23 protein-coding genes, 3 pseudogenes and 1 riboswitch are annotated in these 26,368 nt (G+C 43.3%); of the genes and pseudogenes, 10 read left to right on the top strand and 16 right to left on the bottom strand.

From position 1 onward, the window contains the following. Positions 1-25: 25 nt before the first annotated feature. Together BROSI_RS13225 and BROSI_RS13215 are read right to left on the bottom strand one after the other, a co-directional pair. A complete protein-coding gene (locus BROSI_RS13225; RefSeq protein WP_157842527.1) occupies positions 26-403 on the bottom strand; it encodes a hypothetical protein in 378 nt (125 codons plus the stop codon). A 457-nt stretch (positions 404-860) separates the two neighbouring features. Next, positions 861-1,085, bottom strand: coding sequence for a hypothetical protein (locus BROSI_RS13215; protein WP_052564276.1), 225 nt, complete (start codon positions 1,083-1,085; stop codon positions 861-863). A gap of 128 nt (positions 1,086-1,213) precedes the next feature. Continuing rightward, positions 1,214-1,332: riboswitch (cyclic di-GMP riboswitch) on the bottom strand. A 207-nt stretch (positions 1,333-1,539) separates the two neighbouring features. Here BROSI_RS13215 and BROSI_RS21440 point away from each other — a divergent pair. Then, positions 1,540-1,731 (top strand): annotated as a pseudogene (locus tag BROSI_RS21440) (HD domain-containing protein); the annotation flags it as partial. Beyond that, positions 1,659-1,874 carry a hypothetical protein gene (locus BROSI_RS20825; protein ID WP_157842526.1) on the top strand — a complete coding sequence of 72 codons (216 nt, stop codon included), beginning with the start codon at positions 1,659-1,661 and terminating at the stop codon, positions 1,872-1,874. The pseudogene BROSI_RS21440 and the gene BROSI_RS20825, both read left to right, overlap by 73 nt. A gap of 99 nt (positions 1,875-1,973) precedes the next feature. Here the strand turns inward: BROSI_RS20825 and BROSI_RS21435 are convergent. Further along, positions 1,974-2,241: pseudogene (locus BROSI_RS21435) on the bottom strand (N-6 DNA methylase); the annotation flags it as partial. Here BROSI_RS21435 and BROSI_RS20215 point away from each other — a divergent pair. Continuing rightward, positions 2,181-2,375, top strand: coding sequence for a hypothetical protein (locus tag BROSI_RS20215; protein WP_162183203.1), 195 nt, complete (start codon positions 2,181-2,183; stop codon positions 2,373-2,375). The pseudogene BROSI_RS21435 and the gene BROSI_RS20215 overlap by 61 nt on opposite strands. A gap of 337 nt (positions 2,376-2,712) precedes the next feature. Here the strand turns inward: BROSI_RS20215 and aroA are convergent, their stop codons facing one another. The 13 genes and pseudogenes from aroA to BROSI_RS13145 form a co-directional block, all read right to left on the bottom strand. Further along, entirely contained in the window at positions 2,713-3,987 is a 1,275-nt protein-coding gene (gene aroA, locus BROSI_RS13205) for a 3-phosphoshikimate 1-carboxyvinyltransferase (RefSeq protein ID WP_052564274.1), read from the bottom strand. A gap of 101 nt (positions 3,988-4,088) precedes the next feature. After that, positions 4,089-5,018: a magnesium transporter CorA family protein gene (locus BROSI_RS13200; protein ID WP_052564273.1), complete on the bottom strand. Its 930-nt coding sequence runs from the start codon at positions 5,016-5,018 to the stop codon at positions 4,089-4,091. 125 nt (positions 5,019-5,143) lie between these two features. Then, positions 5,144-6,502, bottom strand: a complete 1,359-nt coding sequence (locus BROSI_RS13195) for a DUF4139 domain-containing protein (RefSeq protein ID WP_052564272.1) — start codon at positions 6,500-6,502, stop codon at positions 5,144-5,146. Positions 6,503-6,826: 324 nt separating this feature from the next. Further along, a complete protein-coding gene (locus tag BROSI_RS13190) occupies positions 6,827-8,107 on the bottom strand; it encodes an AmpG family muropeptide MFS transporter (RefSeq protein WP_052565841.1) in 1,281 nt (426 codons plus the stop codon). A 512-nt stretch (positions 8,108-8,619) separates the two neighbouring features. Further along, a pseudogene (locus BROSI_RS13180) lies at positions 8,620-9,213 on the bottom strand (NAD(P)/FAD-dependent oxidoreductase); the annotation flags it as partial. A gap of 559 nt (positions 9,214-9,772) precedes the next feature. Beyond that, positions 9,773-9,964 carry a transposase family protein gene (locus tag BROSI_RS21430; protein ID WP_157842524.1) on the bottom strand — a complete coding sequence of 64 codons (192 nt, stop codon included), beginning with the start codon at positions 9,962-9,964 and terminating at the stop codon, positions 9,773-9,775. A gap of 23 nt (positions 9,965-9,987) precedes the next feature. Beyond that, a complete protein-coding gene (locus BROSI_RS13175; protein WP_052564269.1) occupies positions 9,988-10,683 on the bottom strand; it encodes a transposase family protein in 696 nt (231 codons plus the stop codon). Positions 10,684-10,809: 126 nt separating this feature from the next. Beyond that, the gene (locus tag BROSI_RS21020) at positions 10,810-11,061 is read right to left on the bottom strand and encodes a type II toxin-antitoxin system MqsA family antitoxin (RefSeq protein ID WP_052564268.1); all 252 of its coding nucleotides are present in this window, start codon (positions 11,059-11,061) and stop codon (positions 10,810-10,812) included. Next, positions 11,058-11,369: a DUF4258 domain-containing protein gene (locus BROSI_RS13165; protein ID WP_052564267.1), complete on the bottom strand. Its 312-nt coding sequence runs from the start codon at positions 11,367-11,369 to the stop codon at positions 11,058-11,060. Before BROSI_RS13165 ends, BROSI_RS21020 begins: the two co-directional genes overlap by 4 nt. Positions 11,370-11,603: 234 nt before the next feature. Further along, the gene (locus BROSI_RS13160) at positions 11,604-13,115 is read right to left on the bottom strand and encodes an amino acid permease (RefSeq protein WP_052564266.1); all 1,512 of its coding nucleotides are present in this window, start codon (positions 13,113-13,115) and stop codon (positions 11,604-11,606) included. Positions 13,116-13,209: 94 nt separating this feature from the next. Then, positions 13,210-14,439 (bottom strand): bifunctional 3,4-dihydroxy-2-butanone-4-phosphate synthase/GTP cyclohydrolase II, encoded by a 1,230-nt coding sequence (locus BROSI_RS13155; protein WP_052564265.1) that lies wholly within the window; start codon positions 14,437-14,439, stop codon positions 13,210-13,212. Between the two features lie 195 nt (positions 14,440-14,634). After that, positions 14,635-15,183: a CDP-alcohol phosphatidyltransferase family protein gene (locus tag BROSI_RS13150; RefSeq protein ID WP_052564264.1), complete on the bottom strand. Its 549-nt coding sequence runs from the start codon at positions 15,181-15,183 to the stop codon at positions 14,635-14,637. 101 nt (positions 15,184-15,284) lie between these two features. After that, positions 15,285-16,235, bottom strand: a complete 951-nt coding sequence (locus BROSI_RS13145) for a GDP-mannose 4,6-dehydratase (RefSeq protein ID WP_052564263.1) — start codon at positions 16,233-16,235, stop codon at positions 15,285-15,287. Between the two features lie 203 nt (positions 16,236-16,438). Here BROSI_RS13145 and carA point away from each other — a divergent pair, with 203 nt between their 5' ends. The 7 genes from carA to gcvPB all read left to right on the top strand — a co-directional run bounded on the left by carA (position 16,439) and on the right by gcvPB (position 26,118). After that, positions 16,439-17,566, top strand: a complete 1,128-nt coding sequence (gene carA, locus BROSI_RS13140) for a glutamine-hydrolyzing carbamoyl-phosphate synthase small subunit (RefSeq protein ID WP_052564262.1) — start codon at positions 16,439-16,441, stop codon at positions 17,564-17,566. Between the two features lie 67 nt (positions 17,567-17,633). After that, positions 17,634-20,897 carry a carbamoyl-phosphate synthase large subunit gene (gene carB, locus BROSI_RS13135; protein WP_052564261.1) on the top strand — a complete coding sequence of 1,088 codons (3,264 nt, stop codon included), beginning with the start codon at positions 17,634-17,636 and terminating at the stop codon, positions 20,895-20,897. Between the two features lie 109 nt (positions 20,898-21,006). Beyond that, positions 21,007-22,347, top strand: coding sequence for an aminomethyl-transferring glycine dehydrogenase subunit GcvPA (gene gcvPA, locus BROSI_RS13130; RefSeq protein WP_052564260.1), 1,341 nt, complete (start codon positions 21,007-21,009; stop codon positions 22,345-22,347). A gap of 19 nt (positions 22,348-22,366) precedes the next feature. Beyond that, positions 22,367-22,531, top strand: a complete 165-nt coding sequence (locus tag BROSI_RS20545; protein WP_200891747.1) for a nucleotidyltransferase domain-containing protein — start codon at positions 22,367-22,369, stop codon at positions 22,529-22,531. Between the two features lie 253 nt (positions 22,532-22,784). Beyond that, a complete protein-coding gene (gene hepT, locus BROSI_RS13125; RefSeq protein WP_052564259.1) occupies positions 22,785-23,201 on the top strand; it encodes a type VII toxin-antitoxin system HepT family RNase toxin in 417 nt (138 codons plus the stop codon). Between the two features lie 97 nt (positions 23,202-23,298). Beyond that, positions 23,299-24,450, top strand: coding sequence for an IS4 family transposase (locus tag BROSI_RS13120; RefSeq protein WP_420886065.1), 1,152 nt, complete (start codon positions 23,299-23,301; stop codon positions 24,448-24,450). Positions 24,451-24,558: 108 nt separating this feature from the next. Continuing rightward, complete coding sequence (gcvPB, locus tag BROSI_RS13115) at positions 24,559-26,118, top strand: aminomethyl-transferring glycine dehydrogenase subunit GcvPB (protein ID WP_052564258.1); 1,560 nt, start codon at positions 24,559-24,561, stop codon at positions 26,116-26,118. The last annotated feature ends 250 nt before the right edge of the window (positions 26,119-26,368 follow it).

Raw genomic sequence — 26,368 nt, 5'->3', positions numbered from 1 at the left:
TAATCCTTACAAGGATTAGGCATTCTTATCCCGGATACTTGAACTCCTTATTGAATGCAAATGATTCTATGACACCACTATGCAGTATGTAGCCCCAGATCGCAGCTGTATACGTCTCACCTACATCCTCACTCCGCCACTTGGAGTCAATCAGCCCGACCAATACCTCCTTTACCTGTTGCATTGGAGTGAACTCGCTCACACTCGATACCCACGGTCTGAACTCCGGAATCCAAGGTTTGGGAAGCTGATCATTCAGCCATACTTGGAGCAATACATCGCCTTCAGACCTCACCTTCACTTTGGCTTGGATGATTATGTCGTGGCCAAGCTCGTCATAATAGACGTCCCATATTACGTCGACGAGATCGTTCTTACTTGCCGCCTCGATCTCTTTGTTCATTGTAGCCCATCCAGTGCGCGATGCGTTGACTATCCTGTTGCGCTGTTGTTTTAAATCGGCTTGCAACAAATTGTTACCCTCCTTTCTTTAAGTGTCATGCAAGGCTTGAAAAGCCTTACAAATAGCACTATTTAAGCCATTATCCTTTTAAAAATCCTTCTTATTATATTTTCCACCTAGCCAGCGAAAGCAGGCCAAAAGACTTCTGTTAACTCCAACTATACACACAATTAGCGACACCTCTATCACAGAAATATTCAAGTCCTTATATCGGTCCCGCTGCAAGTACCACATTAAGTTACCGCCCTCGTGCTCGTGATCGGTTATTAATACGATATCGTCTTTATTAAACGATAATCCGTTTGCAACAAGCGACATTCCTTCGGCCACAGAATTGACGTTACCTACGTGATAAGAAAGACCGTGTTTGCCCAGATAAGAATACGAATTGACCGTTTCACCCCATCATGTTATACACTTGTTGAATCTTTTTTACGATTTCGTCCACGTATAGGTCCAGATTGCAACCCTCGGAGTAAAGACGTTGAACTTCATTCATTCGTTCTCTCACCGAATTAAGAGGCACACCAAACGTTGAGTTGTTCATGTACACAAAATCTTTGCTGAGTGAAAAAAATTCTTGCCGAATTTCATTCCACGACCAGGTTATCGTATTAGCCATAACGTTCCTCCTATTATCAACCTTGCTTAACGTAGATCAGCATAACCAATTAACGAGGAAAATATGCATTATTTTCAGGGAAACTCCTAAAACAAAAAAACCTTACTGCAAAGATATTTCCCAACATCTTCGGCAGTAAGGCTGTCTTTTCCCATAAGCCGTTTAAGCGGTTCAAAAAGTTTAAACGGCTTGTAAAGACCCTATTACTTTGCGCCCCCTGATCACTCAGGGTTTACCTTTATCAAATGTTTTCTGATATACACCAAGGGCGAAAGAGAAGCCATTTCACAGAAAAAACAAATATTGTTGATTAATTATTTCATTAGTCATTTATTTTAAACTAGTTATAGATAAAAATAGCACAGACATTCCGAACAACAGGTTCATGGAAAACCCGCAAAAAGTGCGTCATGGCACACTTTTGCGACGTCACACTTGTGTGCCATGACACACTTTTTGGATAAAATGGTCTCGTCTCCACAGAATACCCAGGACCTCCGTTTTGGGACATTCGTTATTTGTCGCAATACTTTCCTATCTGTTTTCCTTAGAAATAAAAGCATGTGCACGCAGATGCGTAAACAATTATTTCACAGGCTTATTCCACGACCTGCCGGAGGTGCTTACCAGGGATATCATCTCGCCGGATTCATAGAGGCATCAGATGCAATACGGAACGGGAGCGCCAGTCCGGAACTTCAGGAAGCAAGATTATCACTAAAAAAACAGTATGAGAAAACGAGTATTGCAGGGATAAATTTCGGAGAAATTTATGCAGATTTTGATTAAGGTACCGAAGTATTTTTCTGCCGGACAATCATAGAAAATTTTTATAAGCAAGAAAACTGACGTCCGGGAAGTCCGACAGATTACTTAATATCAACTATCGCCGCCTTCAAACAAGACATTATCAGGCACAACGATGTCAGGGCGTCCGTGTTGCGCAAGGATGGTCTTTACATGCTGGACAGAGCTCAGTTGTTTGTTTGAGGTAGTAGCCCAAAAGTCTTCCCTTTCGATCGTCTCTTTTTCTTTATACGGTTTTTCCATCGGCCCCGACGATGGTTGTACTGCTCTTTTTCCCGAAGGGTGGATTTGTCAGTACGATATGAAAATATTCTCCTGGGTGGCTTGCAAGCGAGTCTGCAACAATTATTAGAACCATTACGCCCGGAAAGAACAGCTATACCCAGCGTCATTAATCAGATACGAATATGTTATTCCCGCGGAAGCGGGAATCCAGAAAAATACTGGATTCTGGATCAAGCCAGGAATGACAGACAGTTGTAAACTTATGTCGCTATGTATATATATTATCACTACTCGGTCATAAGATATTAAAAAGGCTGTGTAGTTATGTTAGCAGGTTGAGCAAAGCGAAAACCCAGTTAATTCCCCTTAACAAAGGGGGGATTTTTATGACACTACCGTCCTAAAAAATTCATGGATAAAATGGAAAATTTCTATACAAGTAAGATTCGGACTTTTGAAACCGGAGGACGTCCACTAAGGAGACTTCTTTTGTAGATACTACAGTATAGCTTTTGCTATTCTCACCCGCCTGGCGGATGGTTTAGCTACAGGAATTATTAAAGAGATTAGGATTGAGGCTAATAGCAAGCCCAGTTTACAACCCACCCCTCAAGGCCTCTAATCTCTGAAAATAATCAGGAAATGTTTTGGATACGCACTCAGGGTTTTTTATCGATATTCCTGTTGAGCGCAACCCAATCAATGCAAAACTCATGGCCATACGATGGTCATCGTACGTTTCTATCTGAGCTGGTCGTGGCGGAGACGGCTCAATCTCAAAGCCGTCCTCATATTCCACCGCTGAAATCCCCATTCTCCGTAATTCATTTACCACCGCCGCAATACGGTCGGTTTCCTTTATCCGCATAGTTTTTACATTCCTTACCCGCGTCTTACCGTGGGCAAATACCGCCACAGCTGCCAAAGTCTGCACCACATCCGGCATGTCACCCATATCCACATCTACACCATGCAATGAATTCCCCAGCACTTCAACCCAATTGCTGCCTATGACGACCTTACAACCCATACTCTTCAGGACATCAACAAAATGGATGTCCCCTTGCAAGGAATCACTCCCAATGCCAACGACCCTTACCTTTCCACCAGTAATGGCAGCAGCAGCAAAAAAATAAGAAGCGGCCGATGCGTCTCCCTCAACTTCATAGTGTGTAGCCTTGTAATGCTGTCCGGATTTTACGAAGAACGTTTTATAATCATTGTTCTCAACATTTACCCCAAACTCACGCATCAACGCCACAGTCATGTCCACATAACGTTTTGAAACCAGATTTCCCTTCACTTCTATGATCACATCCTTTTTTGCGCAAGGGGCAGTCATCAACAGGGCGCTAAAATACTGACTGCTCAAATCTCCCTTTACAACGGCCAATCCACCATTTAATCCTTTCCCCCGGATTATTACAGGTGGACAACCGTCGTTATGTTTCGATATAACATCCGCCCCAAGCTGTCTTAGGCCATCAAGTAAATCCTGTATGGGCCTTTGCCGCATACGCGTAACACCATCTATCTCATAGACCCCGTTGCCCAGAGTTAGCATAGCCGTTAAAAATCTCATGGCAGTCCCTGCATTCCCCACAAACAAATTCGTCTGTCTTGCGGGAATAGTTCCACCTTTTCCGTGTACGATGAACTTATTGACATCTTGCTGTTCTTCGATGGGTATTCCCAGGACATTCAAGCTGGACGCCATATATTTGGTATCGTCACTAAAAAGGGCATTCGTGATTGTGGATTCTCCATCGGCCAATGCCGCAGTAATGAGTGCACGATTTGTATAACTCTTCGAGCCCGGAACTGTAACGATTGCATCGACCGTTCCGGTTATCGGTTTTATTTCAATCACTTTATCACTTCCTTATAAAAATTGGGTACTCTGTGCTGTGATGCTGATTCATTTTGAGAATATACCAAACATGATGAAAATATAAAATGAAAACTTTCTTCTCACAGCCATTCCTTCTTCCAGAAAATGATCACGACGATTAACGATGTCATGAGGGAAACGAGCAACGTCAGCGAGAACACATAGGGGTGGTCCTGTCCGGGAAGGCGGACATTCATGCCGTAAAAACTTGCGATCAAAGTGGGCAGGCTGATTACAATCGTCATCGAGGTTAGAAACTTCATGACCACGTTCAAATTATTAGAGATAATAGATGCGAATGCATCCATCATCTGGCTCAGGATGTTTTCCGAAATAGCGGTTACTTCGATTGCCTGGCGTATCTCGATAAGCACATCGTCAAGCAGGTCTTCGTCTTCAGGATGAACCTGAAACAATTGACTTTTTTGCAAGCGCTCCAGCATCAGCTCATTGGACTTCAGGGCAGTGGTGAAATAAACCAGGCTCTTCTGATATTTCAACAACTCCCGAACCTCCTTATTTTGCAATGAGCGATGTAGCTTCTCTTCAAGCGCATCAACAAAGTTATCAATGTCCCGAAGATAAGCCAGGTATCGATCGGCAGTACGGAGGAGCAGCTGCAGGACAAACCGATTCTTTTTAACGGTAGACAGGCCATGCACCTGACCAGCGGCAAATTCATGAATGACGCTCGTCTCCTCTTTGCAAATTGTTACGATGAAAGTATCCGCCAGGATAATCCCAAGCGGCACGGTAATATAGGGAACAGGCGATTTTTTACCCTGCACATAGGGGAGGCGGAGCACAATAAAGATGATGCCGTTATTCCTTTCCGTCCGGGCACGCTCATCAATGTCCAGGGAATGGGTTACAAAATCAGGAGGAATGCCCCATCCCTCGATCTGTGCAACCTCCCGCTCGCTGGGGTTTACTACGTTGACCCAGCATCCTTCGGTTGGCGCATTAACTTTCTCAAGCCTATGATTCGTGCTTTTAAAAATCTCAATCATTTCAGGTTAGAACCACCCCTCTTTCCCCTCCTTCGCAAGGAGGGGATGAAGGGGGAGGGCTTCCACCAGTTATTTAAGCACATTGCCAGTTATCCTAAATATATGAAAATTTCCATACAATTTAATTACCAGCGATATAACACCGTATATTTTACGGTTACTTCCGAATCTTTTTTCAGTGGAATTAAAAATTCAAGGGTGTTGGCATCTTTTTTATTATATGTATGCGAAGATTCGCGAACTTCCCAATCACCCCAGAGATGTTCTGTTACCAGGATTTCGACATCTTCTTTTTTGTGATTGCGCAGCTTGATTTGCCAGGTTTCTTCCCGTGCCCGGTCACTTAACTGTTTATAACTCATCTGCTTTCGTTCACCAACCACGTCAAAGGCGTCTCCCACATACAACCGGATTTTTTCATCTTTGGGAGTGTGGTCAACCTGGTCTTCTCCAAGAAAAATCTGGGATTGATCTTCATCTGACTTATAAACCCGCACTTTCCCGGCAGGAATAGGAAGTCCCAATCCATTTTTCTCTGAATTTATAAATTCCAATTTTACATTGACTTTCTTTTCGTTTTTGGATCCGTCATATTCGTAAATCTTTTTTACGGGCGTTGTTGCCGTTGGAAAAAGCGAAAGTTGCTTGATTTGATTATTCTTGATAGTTGCGGCACGCTGAAGCGTATAAAGGTGATATTCAAAGAAAGCCTTTTCTTCAAATTGAGGAGACGGGGCGGCTTTCACCATCGCCCTTTCCTCGTAACCGAGATAGCGCGGTGGCGGAGGTGTTATCCGGTGGACGTCACCCGCTACCAGTTTGAGCTTTGCATTCTCATAATCAGTACCTGATTGATTATTAACGGAAACCCAGGCGGACAAATCCAGTGTTGTCTCGTCTTTATTCACCAACGCGACGTATTCTGCATGCCAGCCGATCCCATCCGTTAAGTAGCTTGTTTCCATATTGTGTTTGCCGGCTTTTTCACTCGAAAGATACCAGACCAGTGTCGGTCTGGTGATTAAGCCCGCAGGTAGTTTGGGAAAGTCCATATTTTGAATATTTGCTACTGCGATTGATTGAATTCCACCCTCTTTTTTCTCCAGGATCACATTTCCGCCTGCACTCAGCAGTTTTCCGTCAAAAATTTTACCCTCTTTGGTGAAGAGCTGGACGGCTTGATCGATATATTTTTGCAATATCTTTTCTGCGCTCACCAAATCATATTCATAGTTTTGTTCAAGGATAGTCACCTGATCCGGCGCAGTAAGTGATTTGAAATGAACGGAAGTAGGATCAATCAAAGATGCAACATCCGTAAAACGAATCTCCTGATTTCCCGCTTGTAATTCCATTTCCCGGACATCACGAACGAGGCCAAGATTATTCTGATAAATGGTAATAGAAACTTGTTTTCCTTGTGCCATGGAATGAGAAGTAATAAACAGACTGAAAAGGATAGTACCGAAAATATATTTTTTCATGCTACAACCCTCCGAATTTAAAGCAACGTGGCATCGCTGCAATCAAAAGTAAAAACTCCTTCAATTTATAACTACTCCTCTTTCCCCCCTTCGCAAGGAGATAAGGGGAGGTAAAGATAAACGTCTTCCTTGTTCCTCCTTCACAAGGGATGAAGGGGAGGTCTCCCGCCGATTATTTAAGTAAATACATAATCGATTAACACATATCCCCAAGACCTGCATAAATAAAATGAAAATTCTTATACAATCGACCTACGTGTCCCGTGTTGCAGGTTAAATAAAAACTCGCAACCCGTAACTCGTAACACGCAACTATTTTGAAAATTAAGGCTCAGTAAAAAGTTCTTCACCTTCACGAACGGCGGTTGTTTCATTAACACGATGTGATTCCCCTTGCCATGCCTTAAAACGAAAGAGGAAAACGAGTCCCGGAATAGCGGCTAACGTGCAGAAGACAAAAAAACGAACCCATCCTAATCTTTCAACCAAAAACCCGGTAGGTGAAGCAACAATCACCCTTGGGATGCCCATGAGACTGCTCAAAAGCGCATATTGCGTGGCGGTAAACCTCTTATTGCAGAGGCTTGCCATAAATGCTATAAATGCAGAGGTTCCCATACCACTGGTTAAATTCTCAAAGGTAACCATAGCCGCCAGTACGGAGTAATACGCACCCACAGAAACAAGCGCTGAAAAAGAGAGGGTCGATACAGCCTGAAGAATTCCAAATATCCAAAGACCCTTGCAAAGCCCTAATTTTAATAAGAGAATTCCCCCGGCAAGGCTACCTGCAATCGTGGCAAATATCCCAAAAATCTTTACAACTGCAGCCAATTCTGTCTTGGTGAATCCCATCTTTAAAATGAAAGGTGTTGTCATGCTGCTAGCCATAACGTCACCGATTTTATAAAGAAGGATAAAGGCCAAAATTTCAAAGGCCCCTACCCTCTTAAAATAATCAAGAAAGGGTTCTATAACCGCTTCGCGGAGAGATTTCGGGGGAATCATCCGCCCTTCTTTTTTTGGTGCCAAGCATGTAGTAATAATACCAATAAGAAGTGAGACGGCCAGCAGCAGATAAACGTAATTCCAGGGGATATGATCGGCCAAAAACAGGGCAAACGCCCCGGAAATGAGCATACCAATGCGATAACCATTAACAGCCAGAGAGGAGCCTAAGCCCAATTCCTCATCCTGTAAAAGCTCACGCCGATAGGCATCAACGACAATGTCCTGGCTCGCGCTAAAAAAGGACACAAGCACTGCGAGAAAGGCCACAATCCAGGGAGATTCGGCAGGCCTTACGAGAGAAAAGGCGCCGATGGCCAGCATAAGAAGCATCTGGGAAATCAGCATCCACCCGCGCCTCCGGCCAAAGAATGGTGGGACGTATCGGTCCATGACAGGTGCCCAAAGAAACTTGACCGTGTAAGGAAGCCCTACCAAGGAAAACATCCCAATCACCGCAAGATTGACCTTTTCATCGGTCATCCATGCCTGAAGCGTGGAACCCGTAACTAAAAGAGGGATGCCGGAGCTTACTCCCAGGAAGAAGGTAACCAGCATCCGCCAACTGAAAATAATCCTTACTATAGGACCCTGCATAATATTCATGCGATTTTTTAGGGTAGCATCGACAAACGAAGTTTGTCCGTGTTTAAGTTCACGTATAGGAATTTCAAACTTTTTAGTTAAGCAATGAATAAACACACCCCTACCCCTCTCAAGAGGGGAATTTTAGAAGTCCCTCCCAAGAGGGGATTAAGGGGTGGGTAAAAGTGAAAAGTCGTTGAGTTTTGCCTTTTAAAACCCAACCTAATTTAAGATAATTCAAAGGACTGTGTAGCATCCCACAATAGGTTTTTTCACCTATGAATACGTCGGTAACAACCTCACTCAATTTCCGTCCATACAAACGGAATAGCCACGTGCGTATCCTCGGATAATCGTAAATCAATTTCTCCAAAATTCTGCCCAATCGCAGTTCTGGTAATATTACCTTCGCAAGTTGCGAATTATAGACTTGTTCAACGCGCCTCATTTCAAACCTTCCATCAAGTAAAGCTTGAGCAGCAATTTGGCCACTCAAATATTTCATTCAGATTGATTGGGATACGTCACATACTCAACACACCGATGGACAAATGTTCCTTCTTCGGGAAAACCCATGCATATCCGTAAGAAACTATACCAAAATCAAATCTGGCTGCACGGCTGAATCTCCTCAGCACGCTCTCACATACAAAAACCTCACACTCCAGCGCAGGAATAAGGTAACGAGTTTCCTGCCAGCCAGCTTTTTGGGCAACAACGCCCCTCGCACCATCTGCCGCAACCGCGAATCGGGCAGACAATATTCCCTTGCTGGTAATTAATTCAACCTTGTCAGACTTATTTATAATGCCAATTACCTTGCAGTCTGCCAAAACATCAGCCCCGGCATCTTTGGCAGCAGAAACCAGGAAGAAATCAAACTTCTCCCGTGAGGTCATGGAAATAATCGGTTGTTGTCTTTTGGTAGAGAAATGAAGGCTGGCATCGATCATATTCAACTCGGCAGAGTAGCACTCTAACTCAATAACCTCTCGGATGTCAACAGGCAACAGTTGGATCGCCCTGTAGGTCACCCCACCATCACAGGTTTTATGACGTGGCAGCGAATCTTTTTCTAGAACTACCACCCTCACCCCTTGTCTGGCTAAACAAAGTGCAGCAGATGATCCGCCAGACCACTTCCAACAACGGCCACGTCATACAGATTAGGAGAGAGTGAGGAGGCCATAGAGACTTACTCCCCAAATATTTATTAACCCTGTGATCCACTCCAGCGATTTATGTTCCCACTTCTCCATATCCTATTACCTCCGGTGAAACTATGTCAATATACTTATATCCCATCCTCAAATTTGTACTGTTAATCAATCTTTTCACGGTTATATTTACCATATGTCTGTAATTCCACGAGACAATGAAATCGCATTCGTAGTATACACCTATTGCAATATGTCTAGCATCATTACGATACTTCACGGGAATAATTTCATCATTTAAATAAGCACCTGCTAACTCAACACATTCCTCAGTCTCTTCAAAAACCTCAAGTCCCGATTCATTAATTGTGTTCTTTAATATTTTGCGTATTTCATGAGGAGCCTTCAGAATTTCCTCCAGGGTCAGGAAAGAAATAAAACCTTCGTAAACTTTATCTCTGATTAATAGATATATTGCGTAATTGTACAGTTTGAAACAATCTTAAGGTTATGACATATTCTAAATAGCAGGAGATGCCAGCCTGAAATTGACAAGGGCGGCAATGTTTCTAAATCTTCGATTATAATCTATCATTTTGTGACAATACACCTGGGCTAGGATTTGATATTTTTTCATACGACTTAATACATGTTCAATAAGAATACGTATTCGAGAATGTTTCCTGTTAAAACGCTTTTCAGAAAGACTCAAGCTGCTATGATTGCGTCTCCTCTTTACCGGCAGTATAATCGTGTGTTCAGGATAGTCATTTGGAGCGCCATCGTACCGCTATCTCCATAATGGATATTTTTCGTGGGCAACTTTTTCGCAGTATTCTCCTGTTTGAAGATGTTATAGTCGTGGGTTCTTCCAGGATAGCTTTTACTTACCATAAGAATTTTCCCTTTGGTATGGCGTTTCTTCTTTCCGGAATAGTATTTCTTTTGTATCCTTTTTTTCGGTCTTCGCCTTTGCCGCTCAGTAGCATCGGTTACAACCTCTGCAAATTCAGGACATACCACAAGCAGTTCCTCCAAGGTAGAAACCTTTTTTACACCAGGAGGAATCCTGCGTCTTATCGATTGACTCAGAGAAGGATCGGCAGCTTTTTCTACCAGGGGTTCCATTTTAATCCTCAGCCTACAAGCATTGCTTGGATGAATGCCAAAGAGGTATCCCATAAGTTCGTCGGTAAGGTAATAACGGTAAAACACTAAAATGAATAACAGTTTATCCTCTGTAGTAGAGAGTTTATATTTTCTTCCTTGTCCAAGGACGCCTTTTCGCTCCCTTTGGGTCAAGCGTCTTTTCTCTGCTTTTTCCCATAATGGGTTTAGTTTTGTACAAAGAGCAGTAAATTGTTCTCTCGTTAATCCCGTTGACCGATATAAGGTATTTGGCCTTTTCGAAATCTTTATATATTTCAGCATGTCTCACCCCCTTTCGGGGGAAGTATGCCATTTTAAATTAATTATGCAATAGATTTAATAATGCCCTTGTTTAAGAGAAAATATCAGCAGTTCGTAATACGTCCAACGAATATCCTGTATCTAGTTTCAAATATCAGCAAATTCTTCAACCGGCACCTTAACTTCTCGTTTTACTTTCTTTCCTGAAAAGTAGATATCTTTGAAAATTTTCTCAATCTTTTTTAATACTTCTGCTTTAAAATACTGCTCTCCACAATATTCGCATTCTTCACAAGGCACATTATTCATGACGAGAAACCGATCATTATGTTTGTAAATATATTGTATACGTTTTTCTTTGAAATTTTTGTTCCCGCAGAAATTGCAACTTTTGTTCATTTCTCACCTCTCTCATAAGGGGTTTTGAATTTTGGAGGACTAGGAACATAGACGGTTATCAACACTAACCAATCTCCCCTTTCTCCACAAACTACATGTATTGGTTTACCCGTATTCGTAAACCCTGCAACCAGACAGCTTTCTCCTCTCCCAGTGTTTTCATATTTTTCTAAGATTCTGCTTGTAGACAAGGCTTCTTCGACCTCTACAATTGTAAGATTGTCATTTTGCCTTTCCTGATCTCCATGCCTTGAAAAATAATATTCACCTTTTCTAACACGTTCTTGTATCCATTCTATCTCTTGCATTTTCTGTTACTCGTCTGACTGAACAACAATCAAAATTAACAATAGCAATAAATTGATTTTTCGTATAAAATCAGAACAAATGCTGCTGGATAATTTGTCTAATTGGATTTAGATACAATGGAATTCTGGTGTTTGTCTGGTAGCTCAATTTACTATCCCAAGATAGATTTAGCAATAGAAAAAATGAGGATACTCTTCCTTGTTTACAAAGAAAGTAAGGGGTATTGCAAACCACTACAGATAGCTTTTATCCAATTCCATGAGGGACTCGTTTTGTTTCTCCATCAGGGCGTGTTTCTTTGCCAGTTTGCTGTGACGTCTGCCGTAGGCGGCATAGATGATGGCACCTAGTGCCAGCCATACAAGGAGCCTGAGCCAGGTGGAAAATTCGAGTCGTATCATCATGTATCCACAGGAGAGAATGCCCAGGATGGGGATTACCGGGACAAAAGGACACTGAAAGGCACGGGGATGATGTGGATCTTTGATACGAAGGATGATAACTGCGGCGCTCACAAGACAAAAGGCAAGCAGGGTTCCAATGTTAACCAACTTCGCGATTTCTTCTATGGGGAAACAACTGGCGGTAAGGGCAACACAGGTGCCAACGATTATGGTAGATATGTAGGGTGTCCCAAAACGGGGATGAACGGCAGCGAAGATTCTTTCGGGCAGAAGGCCGTCTCTGGCTATGGCCCAGAATATCCTGGATTGACTTAAGAGTAATACCAGCAATACACTGGTCAATCCCGCCACAGCTCCGACCGAAATGAAAAAGGATATCTTTACCAGTCCATACCGGGTAAAGGCATCGGCCAGCGGGGCATCAATATTGATATCCTTGTAATAAACCATACCGGTAAGGACGGCAGTGACAGCAATGTATAAAATGGTACACAATACCAGCGATACAATGATGCCAATAGGTACGTCCCTTTTCGGGTTTCTTGCCTCCTGTGCAGTAGTAGAAACTGCATCGAAACCAATATAGGCAAAAAACACGTAAGCTGCACCGGTACCAACACCACCAATACCAAAAGGTGCAAAGGTTTCAAAACTATTTCCCCAGTTATCGCTCTTTACATAACACCACCCAACGAAAATCACCAGGAGTATTACGGCAAGTTTTACCCCCACAATGATACTATTGAAACGTGCGCTTTCTTTTATGCCAATGACCAGTAAGGTAGTAATGGCGATAATAATAAGAGCGGCGGGAAGGTTGAATACGATAGGGATCCCATAAATAACCGGCACGCTTTGAGTAAAGAGGTCTTGTGCCTGGTGAGAAAGCGTCCAATAATCATTGGTAAGCCAGGGTGGAATATGCAAACCAAAAAGTCCTATTAATTTTACAAAATAATGTGACCACCCTACGGCTACAAGGCTAGAGGCAAGGGAATATTCAAGAATAAGATCCCATCCAATGATCCAGGCAAAAACCTCCCCCAGGGCTGCATATGAATACGTATAAGCACTGCCGGCCAGAGGAACCATGGATGCAAACTCGGCGTAGCACAGGGCTACGAAGATACAGGCAAGACCTGAAAGGACAAAGGAAAGAATCAGGCTAGGACCTGCAAACTCTTTTGCAGCCAGACCAGTAAGGACAAAGATCCCGGCGCCAATAACGGCGCCAATTCCTAAGGCAGTCAGCGAAAATGGGCCCAATACCCGTTTGAAGTGATGGTGATTAGATTCCTCGACAAGGTCGTGCAGGGCCTTTTTTGCAAAAAGTCTTTTCATTGCTAGTTTGAAACGTATGCTAAAACCATCCCCAGCCTTTTCCCTTCAAATTATTCTTTGTGCCTTTTGGTCTTTGTGGTTTTCCAAATGCAGACTACACCTTTTCTATGATATGCCCGAGCTTTTCTTTCTTTGTCCGCAGATAATCCCTGTTTTCTTCCTTTGGCTCCATAACGATGGGCACACGTTCCACGATCTCCAGTCCATATCCGGCGAGGGCGGCGAACTTTTTCGGGTTATTTGTAAGCAACCGCATCTTTGTTATACCCAGGTCTCTCAAGATTTGCGCACCGATGCCGTAATCCCGCTTATCAGCAGGAAAACCAAGTTTTTCATTGGCCTCAACAGTATCCAATCCCTTTTCCTGTAATAAATACGCATGCAATTTGTTTTCCAGACCAATACCCCGCCCCTCCTGTCGCATATACAACAGTACCCCCTTCCCATGATTCTGTATTATCCGAAGGGCACTGTGAAGCTGTTCACCACAATCACAACGGAGAGAACCGAAGATATCGCCAGTCAGGCACTCATCATGCACCCTTACCAGTACTGGTTCATTATGCAAGGGAGACGGGGCATTTCCACTCTCACTGCCCACACCCAAACACAAGGCAAGGTGGAGATAATCATCAACGAAGGAACGATACAGATGAAGCGTAAAATTTCCATAAGCAGTAGGCAATTTTACGGTAACGCGCTTTTCAATTAACCGCTCCTGTTCGTGCCGGTATTTAATAATGTCTGCAATGGTGCAGATTTTGAGATTGTGTTTTTCTGCAAACCTTTTAAGATCGGGAAGTTTCGCCATATTCCCGTCTTCTGTCATAATCTCACAGATAACCGCTGCGGGTTTCAGCCCTGCAATGCGTGTCAGGTCTACCGCACCTTCGGTGTGTCCTGTCCTGACCAGCACGCCACCCCTTTGTGCCTTGAGTGGAAATACATGGCCTGGCCTGACAAGGTCATCGGCAGTCGCCCTATCGTCAATAGCGGTTAATACCGTTGTAGCCCGGTCCTTTGAAGAAACGCCCGTCGTAATACCGTTTCTGGCATCAACAGAAACAGTAAAGGGCGTCTGGAAGTTTGACGTATTATTGGATACCATGGGATAAAGATCGAGTTCTTCTGCTCGTTCTGCATTAATTGCAAGGCAAATAATACCCCGCGCATGGGTAAGCATGAAATTAATAGCCTCTGGCGTGATCTTTTCAGCAGCAATAGTAATATCCCCTTCGTTTTCACGATTCGCATCATCCACCAGAATGATCATTTTGCCCTGTCTCAGGTCTTCTACGGCCTCTTGTATCATGTTAAATCGCATGAAAAAAACCTCTCGTACAAATTTCGATGAGTTAATCCGCAGGCGATCAGTGTCTGCTGTCGGTTTTCAGCTATCACTGCTTATTGTTTGCAGAGGGCTGATTGCCTACTAAAAAATTTATATAAATACTAGTACAAAAGGTGGGCAATGTAAAGCCTTTTTGTATAAATATAGCAGGAGGGAATAGGAAGCACATTACAACTGTCTTACCCCCCTGTACATATACAACAGTCCGGAAATAAAGGTGAAAATAACGGCCATCCACCAGATGATGATGAGTGCAGGCAATGGAATATGGTTTCCAATGAGCACAGATATGATGGCAACAATCTGAAGGCTGGTGGCAGCCTTACCCAGCATCGTTGGTTGACAATCCATTCTCCCGGTAATGAAGAGAGAAACAATGGTACCAAACATGAGTAAAAGGTCTCTGCAGACAATAACTGTTGGAATCCAGTTGGGAAATCTTGGTTCCGGCCAGATACGATCAGAGGAAAGTATGATGCAGGAAACCACCAGGACAAGCTTGTCTGCAACGGGATCCAGATACCTTCCCAGATTTGTTATTTCATTTCTTTTTCTGGCAAGATAGCCGTCCAGCACATCGCTTAAGCCGATAACCAGCATGATAAAAAGACAGACATACCGGTAATGATTGTTATGCTGGACCTGTGTTATGCAAAACACCAGGGGTGGAATAAAAAATATCCTGCTGAGGCTTATTTTATTAGAGAGTGTCAACATGGAAAAACCTCATTGTTGATATTTCTGTTATTGGCAACTAGGTATCACCACTGTGTTTCATCCGTTGAGTCAGTTTCGTCTGGAGTAAGAAATTGGGCCGTTTATTTTTTATGTTCTTTATACCATGCCACAAACAAACGGATACCTTGTTCAATGGATACTTTTGGCCTGTACTGTAAAAATCGCTCCGCCTTTCTAATATCTGCATAAGTCCTATGCACATCGCCAGGTTGTTCTGGAAGTCTTTTGATTTTTGCTTTTTTGCCCAATTCCTGTTCAATGAGTTCAATAAGCCTTGCCAACTGAATCGGTGTTGAATTACCCAGATTAATAATTTCGAAATCAAATTGTTTCTTTAAGGTAGAAACCACACCGTCTATGATATCAGAAAAGAATGTATAATCTCTCTGCGTCGTTCCATCGCCATACATGGGAATCTGCTGGTCATGATCAATTATTTCGGTAAATTTACGTATGGCAAGATCGGGTCGTTGTCGTGGTCCGTACACCGTGAAAAACCGGAGACAGGCAATGGGTATCTCATAGAGGTGATGGTAATTATAACAATAAAGTTCCCCCCCCCGTTTGGTAGCAGCATAAGGAGATATCGGTTCGTTTACAGGGTCATCTTCTGAAAATGGAATCTTTTTATTATTCCCATAAACCGATGAAGACGAACCAAAGATAAATTGCTTGACCTTATATATCCTCGAAAGTTCAAGCAAATTCAAGGTACCCCGACAATTAACCTCTTCATAGAGTAAGGGTCGTTCGATCGATGGTCTCACACCAGCATACGCCGCCAGATGAACAATCTTTTCAACGCGATGTTTCTCAAATACCTCTTTACAAGAGGCCGTGTTACAGATATCGGTTTCGTAGAGAGTTAACCATGGATTGCGAACAACCGCCGAGATATTTTCTCTTTTGTAAGCAGGCGGGTAAAAGTCATTAAAATTATCGATAACAACTACCTGTTCACCCAATAATAGTAATTTTTCCACCAGATGTGAACCGATAAAACCAGCGCCACCAGTAACAAGAATTGCCATGCAGTAAATTGCCCTTTCAAACAGTTTATCGTATTGTGGTTGTAAGGCTTAATATAGCAAAGGAGTCATCGTAGTCAAGTGAAAAAACAACTTTGACTTGACACGTCCATTTTTTATTTGTACGATTTATCGACTTGAATTTAGACATCAAGAAACTAAGACTACGGAAGGCATACCAACCTTGCAACCTTTAGTAAAAATTTATGGATAAAAAACGGGCAATACTTGTTCTTGCAGACGGGACAAGTTTTACAGGATATTCTTTAGGCGCCGCCGGTGAGAAGGCCGGTGAGGTCGTTTTTAATACCAGCATGATGGGCTACCAGGAAATCCTCACAGACCCGTCATACAAAGGCCAAATGGTGGTCATGACCTACCCGCTGATTGGCAATTATGGAATCAATGAAAAAGATTACGAATCTCGTAGCCTCTTTTTAGAGGGTTTTATTGTTAAAGAATACAGCCCCTTCCCCAGTAACTGGCGTTCACAAATTAGTCTGGATGAGTTTCTTAAAAACAAAAAGACTGTGGGTATCCAGGGAATAGATACACGGGAATTGACAAGGCGATTACGGGATTACGGCGCCCAGCAGGGTATTATTTCCACCGAAGATTTTGATGTTTTCAGTCTTACCAAAAAGATAAAATCTGCCCCCGGATTGGTTGGGATAGATCTTGTAAAGTCAGTGACATGTAACAATTTGTATGAATGGAAGGATTCTGACTCAGATGCGGGCAAATCAAAAAGACTCAAGGTCGTTGTCTATGATTGTGGCGTAAAATATAATATTCTCAGAAAACTGAACAGTGCCGGCTGCTCTGTAACGGTAGTTCCGGCACAAACCCAGTCTCAAACTATCCTGAACATGAAACCGGATGGGGTCGTGCTTTCCAATGGTCCAGGTGACCCGGCAGCCGTTCCTTATATGATTGAAAATATTAAAGGCTTATTAGGGAAAAAACCGGTATTCGGGATTTGTCTTGGCCATCAATTGATGGCACTTACCCTGGGGCTAAAGACCTACAAATTAAAGTTTGGACATCATGGGGGAAATCAGCCCGTCATGGATTTACACACCAAAAAAGTGGAAATTACCGCACAAAATCACAGCTTTGCGGTAACGGCGCCACAGGAAGGTACCATGCAAAAAAGTCCGTACGGGAACGTTGAGATTACCCATGTCAATCTCAACGACAAGTCTGTAGAGGGATTGAAATGCCACTCGATACCTGCCTTTTCTGTTCAATATCATCCGGAGGCTTCGCCTGGCCCACACGATGCGAGTTATCTGTTTGAGAGATTTATTGAGATGATGAAATATCAAAGTTAACTTATTTGCTTCAGAACGAGAACCGATATAAAAAGCCCAATTAACTCAATTAACCCAAGAAACACAAATGCCCAAGAGAACCGATATACAAAAAATCCTGATTATTGGCTCAGGCCCGATCGTCATCGGCCAGGCCTGCGAATTCGATTATTCAGGCACCCAGGCCTGTAAAGCGCTCCGCGAAGAGGGATATAAGGTTGTCCTCGTAAACAGTAATCCTGCCACCATTATGACAGACCCAGAAGTTGCCGACAGGACTTATATAGAACCGATAACGACGGAAATGGTGGCAAAGGTTATCGCAAAGGAACGCCCACAGGCATTACTTCCAACATTGGGCGGACAAACCGGTTTAAATACGGCAGTTAACCTTGCAGAAAAGGGTGTACTGGATGAATTTGGCGTAGAATTGATCGGCGCCAAGCTGGATGCCATCAAAAAAGCCGAAGATAGGTCGCTCTTTAAGTCTGCCATGAAACAGATTGGTATCCCGGTTCCTGAAAGTGCTTATGTCCGTTCGTACGACGAAGGCATGACGGTTATCGAAAAAATAGGTTTTCCGGCTATTATTCGTCCTTCTTTTACGTTAGGAGGCACCGGTGGAAATGCAGCATATAATATCGAAGAATACAAAGAATATATCAAGGTAGCCCTTGAAGCCAGCCCGGTACATGAAGTCCTTGTGGAGCGTTCCGTTTTAGGCTGGAAGGAATATGAACTGGAAGTAATGCGTGATTTAAAAGACAATGTCGTGATCATTTGCTCAATTGAAAATTTTGATCCCATGGGTGTACATACGGGCGATAGCATCACGGTTGCCCCTGCCCAAACCCTTACCGATGTCGAATATCAGGTTATGCGGGATGCGGCAATTAAGATTATTCGGGAAATAGGCGTTGAGACCGGTGGTTCCAATATTCAGTTCTCCATGAACCCGGATAATGGAGAAATGCTGGCCATCGAGATGAACCCAAGGGTTTCGAGAAGCTCCGCCCTTGCCTCAAAGGCTACGGGTTTTCCTATCGCTAAAATTGCTGCAAAGCTGGCGGTTGGCTACACCCTTGATGAAATCCCTAACGACATCACCCGTTATACCCCTGCCTGTTTTGAACCCACCATCGATTATTGTGTCGTAAAAGTGCCCCGGTTTAATTTTGAAAAATTCCCTGATACTGATCAGACACTTACTATCCATATGAAGTCAGTGGGGGAGGTCATGGCAATGGGACGTACGTTTAAAGAGGCCATCGGTAAAGCCATCCGTTCCTTAGAATCAGGGCGATATGGATTTGAGTCGTTATGGCCCTCAGGGAGTGACAAATGGTCTACTGAGCAACGGTACGAGTTTTTAAGAACGAAATTGATGGTCCCAAATTCTGACAGGCTCTGGCACATTGCCGATGCGCTACGGTTTGGCATGAGTCTGGACGAGATATTTAAATGGACTCATATTGACCGCTGGTTCCTTTACAATATCAAACAGGTACTGGACATGGAAGACGAGATACGGCGGAAGTGTTCTGAAAATGCTCATACCTCTCAAAACAGAGAGATATTTACACTGGACAAGGAAATGCTGACTGAGGCAAAACGACGCGGTTATTCAGATAAATATCTGGCTTGTTTGTGTAATGTTGATGAAAAAACGGTGCGAACGTACCGTCAGGGGGAATCAATCAGGCCGGTGTTTAAACATGTGGATACCTGTGCTGCCGAATTCAAGGCCTTTACACCATATTTGTACTCAGCCTATGAAGGGGCGTGTGAGGCGGAGCCTACTCAGAAGAAAAAGGTCATCATCCTCGGGAGCGGACCTAACCGTATCGGACAGGGTATTGAGTTCGATTACTGTTGTGTTCATGGGGTCTTTGCCTTAAAAGAATTGGGTTACGAAACGATTATGGTCAATTGCAATCCGGAGACGGTAAGTACGGATTACGACACTTCTGACCGGCTTTATTTTGAACCACTTACCCTGGAAGACGTCCTTGAAATTATTGATAAGGAGAAGCCCGAAGGCGTTATCGTCCAATTTGGCGGACAAACACCGTTAAAATTGGCCATACCCCTGGAAAAAGAGGGTGTTAAAATACTGGGAACTTCTCCGGAAAGTATTGATGTTGCAGAGGATCGTGAACGGTTTGCAGCCTTAATGAACCGATTAAATTTAAGACAGCCGGATAATGGATGTGCACGGTCTGCCACGGAGGCAAAGGTTATTGCCTGTAAAATAGGCTACCCTGTACTGCTCCGCCCATCCTATGTCCTTGGAGGAAGAGCCATGCGTATTGTGTACGATGAAGCTGGTTTAGAGGAATATATTACGCATGCTGTTCATGTCTCACCAGAACATCCTGTTCTCATTGACAGATTTTTGGAAGATGCCACAGAAATTGATGTTGACGCTATTTGTGACGGTAAGGAAGTGCTTATTGGCGGCGTTATGGAACACATCGAAGAAGCCGGCATCCATTCCGGAGACAGCGCCTGCTCGCTCCCACCATATTCCATCGGGAACGATATTATTGCCGAACTAAAAAAACAGACACGAGTCATAGCGCTGGCCTTGAACGTAATAGGTCTCATCAATATACAATATGCCATTAAAGATAAAATGGTGTATGTGCTGGAGGTCAATCCTCGTGCTTCGAGGACCGTACCCTTTGTCAGCAAGGCGATTGGTATTCCGCTGGCCAAGATTGCAACAAAGGTAATCATGGGAAAGAAGCTCAGCGAACTCAATATCTCCACGAACATGGAATTAAAACATATTGCCGTGAAAGAGGCGGTCTTTCCTTTTATAAAGTTTAAAGGGGTCGATACAATCTTAGGACCGGAAATGAAATCAACAGGCGAGGTCATGGGAATAGATAAGGACTTTGGTCGTGCCTATGCCAAATCCCAGATGGCGGCTGACTGCAGCCTCCCATTAACGGGTAGCGTTTTCATGAGCGTAAGAGACAGAGACAAAAAGCCCATTGTCCCCATTGCAAAAAAACTCTCACAGATGGGTTTCAGGCTTGTAGCCACAAACGGCACAGCTAAAGTACTTTCCGAAAATAACGTTCCTGTCACACCTGTCTTAAAAGTCATTGAAGGAAGGCCCAATATTGTCGACCACATCAAGAGTAACGAAATCCAACTTGTCATCAACACCACAGGAGGTAAGGCAGCCCAGGAGGCATCCTATTCCATCCGGCGCACCGCACTTCTTCACCATGTCCCCTATTTTACAACACTTGCCGGTGCAGTGGCCGCTACGAAGGCTATCGAGGCGCTCAAAAACGGAAGCCTTGACGTCAAACCTATTCAGGAATACTATCGTACATAAATCATTCAAAAGTTTTTTTCGTTGCTTGTTTTACCCTTTTTTGCTTCAATTTTTTCATCAACACAGACCTCTATTCCCAGACTCAATTTTGCATTTCAACGGAGATGTTATGGATTACATTCCGAACACCGCACGCGATAAAGAAATAATGCTGAAAGAAATAGGGATACCTTCTTTTGAAGCGCTCCTTGAAGACGTCCCAAAGACGTTAAGAAAATTTTCTTTACCATTACCCAACGGCCTTTCCGAACCACAGGTATTAAGAGCCTTAAAAGATTTCAGTGAAAAGAATCGCAATATCGACAAATACATTTCATTTTTAGGTGCCGGCGCCTATGAACACTATATCCCGTCTGTTGTAGACCACCTGGCGTCGAGGAGTGAATTTTATACCTGTTATACACCCTACCAGCCCGAAGTAAGCCAGGGTACGCTTCAGGTAATCTATGAATTCCAAACATTGATGTGTGAGTTAACTGGTATGGATGTGGCAAATTCCTCCATGTACGATGGTTCAACTGCCTTAACGGAGGCAGCACTCTTGTCCATTCGGCTGAAAGAAAAGAATAAGGTTGTTTGCTCACGGGCAATCCATTCTGAATACCGGCAGGTGCTCAAGACCTATTTGAAAGGATTGCATACAGAAATTATTGAAATAGACGCACCTGACGGAATAACGGACATGAACCAACTGGAGAAAGTTATTGACGACAGCACCGCTGCTGTACTCATCCAAAATCCAAACTTCTTTGGCTGTATTGAAGACATGGAGACCATCTCAAATATTACCCACAGGCATGACAGCCTTTTTATCGCTTGTGTAAACCCCATTTCTCTGGGCATCCTGAAACCACCGGGTGAATACAATGCCGATATTGCCGTTGGCGAGGCCCAGGTTTTGGGAAATTATCTAAACTATGGTGGACCATACCTCGGTTTTTTTACGGTAAAAAAAGAGCTTTTGCGCAAGATGCCCGGAAGGATCGCTGGGGAAACGGTGGATAGCACCGGAAAAAGGTGTTTCGTCCTCACCCTGCAGGCCAGGGAACAACACATACGAAGGGAGAAGGCGACTTCCAATATTTGTACCAATCAAGCGCTCCTTGCATTAAGGGCATGCATTTATCTCTGTGCATTAGGAAAAAAGGGTATGGCGGAACTTTCTCGTCTCAATATCCAAAAAAGCCATTATGCGTATGAAAGACTGTGTTCACTGAATATCTTTGAACCGGCATTTCAACAACTATTCTTTCATGAATTTGTCTTAAAAGCACAGGGCAATCTGCGTACAAATAAGATCAACGAGTACCTGCTAAAAAAAGGAATCATTGGTGGTTTAGAACTTTCTGAATTTTACCCCGAACTGGACAATAGTATGCTCTTGTGTGTAACAGAGACGAAGACCAAAGAATCGATCGACCGTTTGGTTACTGAGTTGTCACATATTTAGCAAATAAAACCATCGCTAAATGAATACAAATAAAATCGTAGAAAAACTGAAGGTCTATTTTGAAAAAAGAGACGATATCTCCTTCGCTTTCCTCTTTGGTTCCTGGGCAAGAGGTCAGGACGGCATTGATTCAGACGTTGATATAGCCATATATTTTGTCCCGGAAGGGAAAGGTTATGATTGAGAAAAAACAGACTTCAGGAGCAACTACGAAAAATCCATTTGGTTAGATATTGAAAAAATTGTTGAAAAGGAGGTAGACCTGCTGATCCTCAACAGAGCCGCTTCCACTATTGCAGACAGCGCACTGAGAGGCATCCCCATTATTATAAAAAATCATAATCTTTATATGGACTTTCTTTTAAGAATTACCTCTGAAGCTATTGATTTCAGGCAATGGGTTGAGTCATATTGGAATCTGAAAGAGAGAATAAAACATGGTGTTAGTACCTGAAGACAGAGAGCGACTTATACGATACGCTGACTTTATGAAATCAGAGTTATCAGATTTCCAAAAATTCTCAAAAATTGATTGGAAAACTTATAATGGAGACAGGGATACAAGGAGAAATCTCGAGAGATGGATTGAAAATATAGTTACTTGTTCCATAGACATAGCCAAAGTCATCCTTGCTTCTGAAGATAGGAGAAACCCCACTTCATATAAGGAAATCTTGAAAGAACTCGGCGCTTCTCCTCACTTTGATGAGGTTTTTGGTGAGAATATCTCACGATGGGCAGTCTTGAGAAACATTCTTGCTCATGAATACCTGGATATTCGCTGGACTACCATAAAGGAACAGCATTGTCCGGTTAGAAATTTGCGTAAAACAAAAGACAATAAATTTTTTTAGAAAGAGGTATTTTTTGCTTGACTTTTTGAAATAGTCAATGATGGCAAAATTTTTATAACACTTTAACTATAAAGGAGTTATAAAAATGCCATATACCATTGATCCGTTTTGCAAACAGCAAAAAATTCCCACGTTTCATGAACTGTTTAGTCCTGTACAGAATATTTTTCATTCGGTGCCACCTCTTGAATCAAAAGGAAACAGGCCGTTGCAGATGAATTTCGAACAACAACTCAAAGCACTTATTTATTACCATCTCGAAGAACATTCCTCAGGCAGAGATCTCCTTCAGGAACTCCAAGAGGATGATTTTGCCAGAACCGAAATAGCGCCTCCCGACGGTATCAAAAAGAGCAGCTTTTTCGAGGCCATCAACCACAGAGGCATCGAGCAACTCCTCTTTATTTTCACGAAACTTCAAGCCGATGCCACAAAGGTGCTCCCCAAGGAATATGAACATCTGGGGGAACTCGTCAGTATTGATGGTTCATTCATTGACGCAGTCCTTTCCATGCATTGGGCAGATTACCGAAAGGGGGCAAAAAAAGCAAAAGCCCACCTTGGTTTTAATCTTAACCATTCTATTCCATCAAAAATTTACCTTACCGATGGTAAAGGTGACGAACGCCCTTTCGTAAACAAAATACTCTCCCCTGGTCAGACGGGAATCATGGACCGTTATTATCAGTGCCATAAAGACTTTGACCTATGGCAGACAGAAGGAAAGCATTTTGTCTGCCGTATCAAAGAGAATACAAATAAATCCGTTATAAAAACCAATCCTCTCAAGCCAGGGAGCATAGTCTTTTATGATGCCCTTGTCCTGCTTGGAACACCCCAGGTGAATCAGACAGAAAAACCTGTTCGCCTTATCGGGTATTGGATAGACGCTAAAGAGTATTGGGTTGCAACTGACCGCCATGACCTTACTGCTGAAGATATCGCTTCTCTTTACAAGCTTCGCTGGAATATTGAAATATTCTTTGGTTGGTGGAAGCGCCACCTCAAGGTCTATCATCTTATCGCACGATCACAGCACGGATTAATGGTTCAAATACTTGCAGGGTTAATTACCTATCTTCTACTTGCTATTTACTGTCACAATAATTTCAAAGAAAAAGTTTCTATCAAAAGAGTCAGAGAGTTGAGAATCAAAATAAATAATGAAGCCAGAAACTTAAACTTTTCTCCTTTTGGTAACTACAATTTCAAAGAACATGCTAAAAATTATGACCACGCAAAAACTTAACCGGACAATGCTGATAAAGGAATTCATTCAAACAGCAGAACCTATTTATAGAACTTTACTTAATAAAATAAAATCCATCCTGCAAACTAGATAATACAGTTAAAGACTATGAACAATACTGAACCACTCATCTTTGAAAAATCTTCTCCTGGCAGACGGTGTTTTATCCTCCCTGCCTGTGATGTACCGGAGAAACCTATAACAAATTTCCTCCCTGAAAAGATGCTAAGGAAACAAGAGGCAAAATTGCCCGAAGTTTCAGAGATCGATGTCGTACGGCATTTCACCAGACTCTCTCAAATGAACTTCTGCGTGGATACCAATTTTTACCCGTTGGGTTCATGCACCATGAAATATAATCCCAGGATTAATGAGGATGCAGCCCGCCTGGAGGGTTTTACGAAATTACACCCATATCAGCCTATTGAGCAATGTCAGGGTATCCTGAAACTCCTTTACGAGCTTGAGCAAATCCTCGTAAATATTTCGGGGATGCCAGCATTTACCTTACAACCTGCCGCTGGTGCCCATGGCGAATTAACTGGCATGTTGATCATTCGTGCTTACCTGGAGAAAAAGGGCGAAACCAGACACAAGATCATCATCCCCGATTCTGCACATGGCACCAACCCTGCCTCGGCCGCCCTTTGTGGTTATGAGGTCGAATCGATTCAATCAAATGCCAACGGTCTCGTTGACATAGAGAAATTAAAAGCATTCTTTACTCGTGATACAGCCGCCCTCATGATCACCAATCCCAATACCCTTGGTCTCTTTGAGAAGGATATTGTGGAGATATGCAAGATCGCCCATAATGCAGGTGGACTCGTCTATTGTGACGGGGCAAATATGAACGCCCTCCTGGGCATAGCCCGACCAGGTGATATGGGTGTAGACATCCTACACCTGAACCTTCATAAGACCTTTTCCACTCCACATGGCGGGGGAGGACCAGGCGCCGGACCCATTGGCGTTACTGAGGCATTAAAACCCTTTTTACCTGTCCCACGAATCGATGTATTAGCCACAGAGCGCACAGAGATCGCAGAGAGAAAAAGTGCAGGGGCTAGCGGCCGTTCGCCCCTGCTTCCTCATAACTCTGTGTCCTCTGTGAACTCTGTGGCTGAAGTGTTACGGAAAAAATATATCTTAAATTATGACTACCCTGATTCCATAGGAAGGGTCAGGGCGTTCTACGGTCATATTGGGATGATGATCAGGGCTTATACCTATCTGTTGTCACTGGGCAAGGAAGGTGTTTGCAAGGTGGGTGAACATGCCGTCTTAAATGCCAACTACCTGCGGCACAAACTCAAAAAATACTATGACATTCCCTATGGAAAGACCTGTATGCATGAATTCGTTATCTCTGCAAAAAGACAAAAGCAAAAAGGCGTGTCTGCTCTGGACATCGCCAAGAAACTACTGGATTACGGTTTCCACGCCCCCACGATTTACTTTCCATTGATTGTGGAAGAGGCCTTGATGATAGAACCTACAGAGACAGAATCACGGGAGACATTAGATACTTTTGTTGCCGCCATGATCCGGATAGCTCAAGACATAGAACAACGACCAGAGGTGGTACGTAACACGCCACAAACTACCCTGATCGGTCGTCCGGATGAAGTAAAGGCCGCCCGCGAACCGAAATTGAAATGGGAGTAACGGGTAGGGTGGACTTCGTCGATTGCTCAGTCGAACGATTAAGGCGCTGTCTTTTGCGCCGAATCTACCATCAGGACTGGCGTAATCTTACAGATTGAACCAGAAATTTTGAACTGGATTATAGGGATGAATTGTTAATTGCAATGGGCGGAGCGAACCCACCCCTGAGTCCCCTCCCGGGAGGGGACTCAGGGGTGGGTATTGTGAAGGTGGATTCAGCGCAAAAAAACAGCGCCTTAAAACACCCTAC

It is taken from the genome of Candidatus Brocadia sinica JPN1 (assembly GCF_000949635.1).
Taxonomy (GTDB): Bacteria; Planctomycetota; Brocadiia; order Brocadiales; family Brocadiaceae; genus Brocadia; species Brocadia sinica.
Note: the sequence above shows the minus strand (reverse complement) of the source record. Positions and strands in the feature narration are given on the sequence as shown.